At 72.6% G+C, this 4859-nt stretch carries 3 protein-coding genes and 1 pseudogene; 1 reads left to right on the top strand and 3 read right to left on the bottom strand.

What is annotated here, in order from left to right:
- Positions 1-1015: pseudogene (locus E1298_RS44075) on the top strand (hypothetical protein); the annotation flags it as partial.
- A 44-nt stretch (positions 1016-1059) separates the two neighbouring features.
- On the opposite strand, the gene E1298_RS44070 reads toward E1298_RS44075, so the two are convergent.
- From E1298_RS44070 to E1298_RS44060, 3 genes are all read right to left on the bottom strand, one after another.
- Positions 1060-2430, bottom strand: a complete 1371-nt coding sequence (locus E1298_RS44070; protein WP_207945218.1) for a hypothetical protein — start codon at positions 2428-2430, stop codon at positions 1060-1062.
- Positions 2431-2593: 163 nt separating this feature from the next.
- The gene (locus E1298_RS44065) at positions 2594-4000 is read right to left on the bottom strand and encodes a nitrilase-related carbon-nitrogen hydrolase (protein ID WP_131903329.1); all 1407 of its coding nucleotides are present in this window, start codon (positions 3998-4000) and stop codon (positions 2594-2596) included.
- Positions 4001-4060: 60 nt separating this feature from the next.
- Positions 4061-4744, bottom strand: a complete 684-nt coding sequence (locus tag E1298_RS44060) for a response regulator (RefSeq protein ID WP_131903328.1) — start codon at positions 4742-4744, stop codon at positions 4061-4063.
- Positions 4745-4859 lie beyond the last annotated feature (115 nt).

Below are 4859 nucleotides of genomic sequence, written 5' to 3'. Positions count from 1 at the left end.
TAAGGGACAGGGGGAGGAGGTGCGGGATGCTGTTACGTGGCGGGCCTTTGCGCTGGTCGTCGGCGTGTTCGCGTTGCAGCTCGGGTTCATCCTGTCCTACATCGGGGCGTTCCATTCGCCTACGCCGCACCGCATACCGGTCGCGGTGGTGGCGCCCGGACCCGCGGCGGGCAAGGTCGTCTCGCAGTTGGACGCGCTCGACGGCGACCCGGTCAAGGCCCATGCCGTCTCCAGCGAGCGGGCCGCGCGGGGGCAGCTCCTCGATCGGACGGTGGACGCGGCGATCGTCGTCGCCCCGCGGGGCAGCACTGACACGCTGCTGGTCGCGTCCGCGGGCGGCCCGGCCGTCTCCAGTACCGCGTCCGAGATCGCCAGCCGGATGGAGGCGGCTCAGCATCGGCAGGTGAAGGTCACCGACATCCGGCCGCCCGCCGCCAAGGACGGGCGCGGTCTGTCCTCGTTCTACCTGGTGCTGGGCTGGATCGTGGGCGGCTACCTGGCGGCCGCCATCCTCGGCCTCGCCGGGGGCGCCCGTCCTGCGAACCTGCGGCGGACGGTCATCCGCCTCGGCGCCCTCGCCGCGTACGCCATCGCGTCCGGGCTCGGCGGGGCGATCATCGCCGACCCCGTTCTCGGGGCGCTGACCGGCCATTTCTACCAGCTGTGGCTCATCGGGGCGCTGGTGGTGTTCGCCGCGGCGGCGGCGACCGCGGCGTTCCAGATCATGCTCGGGATGCTCGGGATCGGCGTGGCGATCCTGCTGTTCGTCGTCCTCGGCAATCCCAGCGCCGGGGGCGCCTACCCCACGTCGCTGCTGCCCGCGTTCTGGCGCGCCATCGGCGATTGGCTGCCGACGGGTGCGGGGACGACGACCGTTCGCAACCTCGTCTACTTCTCCGGGCACGGCACGACCCGCGCTCTGTGGGTGCTGGCCGCCTACGCCGCGGCCGGGACGGTCATCGCGCTCGGCGCGTCCGCCGCCGAGCGCCGCCGTGCTCAGGCGGCGGGCGCGTAGGGGTCCGGGGCCACGCGTCCTTGCGCGGCCCCGGACCGTTCAGGTCACTGCGGGAGCGTGGCGTAAACCATCCGGCGGTCGGGGTGCTCGGAGACGGACCAGATCGTCCCGAGCGTCGGGGAGTCCTCGCTGCCGGCCGGCCAGTGCGACAGGTCCTCGCAGCCGATCGCGGCGGGCTGCGTCTTGGCCACCTGCAGCGTGCCCGTGGGGGACGTGACGGCGCTGGTGGTGTGGAGTTCGCCCAGGTCGTCCTGGCCCGCCACCGGCTCGCCGTGGCTCTGGCTCAGGTACCAGCGGCCGTTGAAGCGGGTCGCCCCCTGGATGTTGCTCCTCGGCAGGCTGTACGCGGCGTCGGCGTACATCCGGGATCCGGCGGTGCGCTGCTCGCCGTCGACGGTCGCGTCGCCGATCTTCCAGGCGGCGACGCGACCGTTGGTCGGCAGGGCGCCGTCGCAGTACTCGCCCGAGACCAGGTGGTCGGTGCCGCTGCGGTCGAGGCTCGCGAAGGAGAAGTTGGGGGCGCCGTCGTTCTGGGTGCACTCCGAGTCGGCCGGGCCGGTGGAGGCGGTGTGCTCCCACTGGGTCACCTCGGGCATCACGTAGCGGTAGCCGTAGCCGTAGAAGACGCCGTCGTTGCGGCCGACCTTGTCCTGGTCGGTGACGTTGCCCTTGTCGCCCGCGGCCTTCAGGTCGTAGATGTGGCGCATGTCGAACACCCGGAACCCGCGCGCGGTGTCGGCCACGTAGAGGAAGTTGCCGTACCAGACCATTCCTCCGGCGTGCAGGGACGAGCCCTCGCCCGCGGTCTGGTTGTTGCGCAGGCTGGTGTAGCTGGCGTTGCCCGCGGAGTTGTGGAACGGGTGGGCGAGCAGCACGTGCCGGTAGCTGCCGGTGTTCGGGTCGATGAAGGAGACCCGGGTGCCCTTCGCGGTGTTTCCGACGCCGCCCTTGAAGTACCAGCTGACGAGTAGGGGCTGGTTCGACCCGCCCCAGACCTGGTCGGCCTGGGCGTCGGCGACCGTGGTCACGCCCTGCGGGTACCAGTTCTTGGTGTTGCGGTCGTCCTCGCCGTTCGGGTCGTTCTGCCAGCAGAAGCTCTTGGTGACCGACACCTTGGGCTTGTCGTCGGGCCGGTCGGGGTCGGTGACGGCGGCGCTGTTGCAGGCGGCGCCGTTGGTCACGGTGCCCTTGCGGTTGGCCTCGGCCATGATGTCGCCGACGCCGACGTTCGGCAGCGCGGTGTCGAGCCCGGCGACGTTCGACTTGAGGTAGCCGGCGTTGTCGGCGACCTGGAGGGTGAAGTTGGACAGGTCGAGCGGTGCGGCCGAGGCGGCGGGGGCGCCGACGGCCGCGAGACCGGCGGCCGTCACGGTGAGCGTCGTGATGAGGGTCAGAACCTTGGAGCGCAATGACATGCGTTCTCCTCACGGTCGGCTCCTGGACCGCCGGGGCCCGTCGCGCCCGGGGGGACTTCCGGGCGGTGCCGTGGGGGACGAGGGCGGGGGGCGACCCAAGATCAACATTCGGGTGGCATCAAAGTGGCATAGAAACGACCCTTACGCAAGGTTGTTGCATAAATCATCGATTGTCCGTTTGTGGGCGGAGCCGTAGGCCCCGTCCGGCCGCGGCTGGGACGAGCAGCAGCAGGCACAGCCATGCGAACCAGTCGCCGAGGCGGGTGTAGAGGGTCGAGACGGCGTGCTCCGGGAGGGAGGCCGTCACCACGGCGAAGTCGGTGCCGCCCGTGCCGCGCTCGGCGAGGACCCGGCCGTAGGGGTCGCTGACCAGCAGCCTGCCCGCGCGCGGGGCACGCGCCACGGTCAGCCCGCTTTCGACGCCCCGGACGAGGGCCATCCGGCTGTGCAGCCACGCGTCATCGGTGAAGTCCCAGGCGGGCGCGAACAGCACGGCCGCCCCGCTCTTGCGGTAGTCGCGGACGAGGGACGGGAAGTCCAGGTCCTTGCAGATGATGAGCCCGTGCCCGGGGGACAGGAAGGCGAGGCCGGTGCCGGGCTCCAGCTCGTCCTCCAGCCCGGGGATGAGGTGGTGCTTGGTGTAGCGGACGGGCGCGCCGCCCCTGGCGGGGAAGGCCAGCGCCGTGTTGCGGGCCGCGCCGGCCTGGTCGAGGACGAGCCCGACGACGATGTCCTGATGGCGTTCGGTGGCGAGCCGTCCGAACTCGGTGGTCAGCGCCGGGAGGCTCCGGTCGTTCGCGATGAACGTCTTCTCCGGCAGGACGACGGTGTCGGCGCGGCCCGTCCCGCGGATGGCGGCGGCGTACCGCCGGAGGAGGTCGCGGCCCTCGGGCGTGGCCACGTGGATCGAGTCGTTCGGCCGGTCGGTGCCGAGGACGGCGACGGTGGCGGGGGACGCGTCGTGCGGCTGCCGGAGCCGCCACGACCCGTAGGCCAGCGGAAGGACGAGGACGAGCGCGCCGGCGAGCAAGGTGCGCCACTGCCCCGCCGCCCGGGGCGCCGCCGCGGCGGCGAGGACGGACGGGACGCCCATCACCAGGAACGTGATCCCCCACGGGCCGGTGAGCGAGGCGGTCTGCAGGACGGGCGGCACGTCCGCCTGCGTGTAGGCCAGGCTCAGCCAGGCGCCGTGCGGCAGGGCCAGGGACAGGACGTACTCCAGCGCGGCCCACGCCGCGGGGACGGTCGCGGCGGCGGTCAGGGGGAACTCGCGCAGCAGCAGCCGCCGGAACGCGAGCGTCACCAGCCCGAAGATCAGCGCCGTGCCGGCGATGATGGCGGCGGCCACCGGGGGCGGAACGTCCAGGGTGCCGAGGTAGTACGGCCACATGCGGCTCTGCCCGGCGAACCAGGCGAGGGACGCGGCGGCGAAGGCCGCCCGGCCGCTCGTGCGGGGCGCGAGCCACAGGACGGGCAGCGGCGCGAGCCAGGTGAGCCAGGACAGCGGGTGCAGCCCCGTGCCGAACAGCAGCAGGACGGCCGACAGGAGGGTCGAGACGATGACGGTCATGGGACGAGGTTCGGCCGTCGGGGCCCTCCGCCGCGTCGTCGGGACGAGTGGTTTCCCGCCTCAGTCGTGAGGACTACCGGGCACGATCAGCCCGGACTCGTAGGCGAACACGACCGCCTGCACCCGGTCGCGCAGGCCGAGCTTGCCGAGCACATGGCTGACGTGCGTCTTGACCGTGTTCTCGGAGACGTACAGCTCGCCCGCGATCTCGGCGTTGGCCCGGCCCCGGGCGATCTGCCGCAGGATCTCCGCCTCGCGCTCGGTGAGGTCGCGGAGCTGCGCGGCGAGCCGGGGCACCACCCCGTGGCCGGGACGGCGGACGAGGTCCTCCACGAGCCGCCGGGTCACCGCGGGCGCCAGCAGCGAGTCGCCCGCCGCCACGATCCGGACGGCCTGCGCCAGCTCGTCGCGCCTGATGTCCTTCAGCAGGAAGCCGCCGGCGCCCGCCCGCAGCGCGTCGTAGACGTACTCGTCCAGGTCGAACATCGTGAGGACGAGGACCTTCACCGGCAGCGCCGCGCAGATCCGCTGCGTGGCCTCGATCCCGTTCATCCCCGGCATCCGCACGTCCATGACGACGACGTCGGGCCGCAGCTCGCCCGCCGCGCGCACGGCGGCGGCCCCGTCGGCGGCCTCGCCGACGACCGCCATATCGGGCTGGGCGTCGAGGATCATCGAGAACGCGGCCCGGAACAGGTCCTGGTCGTCGGCGACCAGGACCCTCAGCACCGTCTCGTCGGCCATCGGCTCATTCAACCGGAAGGCGCGCGAGCACGGTGAACCCGTCCGGCCCCGGCCACGCGCGCACGGTACCGCCGCAGGCCAAGGCACGCTCCCGCATCCCGATCAGCCCATGCCC

It is taken from the genome of Actinomadura rubrisoli, assembly GCF_004349215.1.
Classification (GTDB): Bacteria; Actinomycetota; Actinomycetes; order Streptosporangiales; family Streptosporangiaceae; genus Spirillospora; species Spirillospora rubrisoli.
Note: the sequence above shows the minus strand (reverse complement) of the source record. Positions and strands in the feature narration are given on the sequence as shown.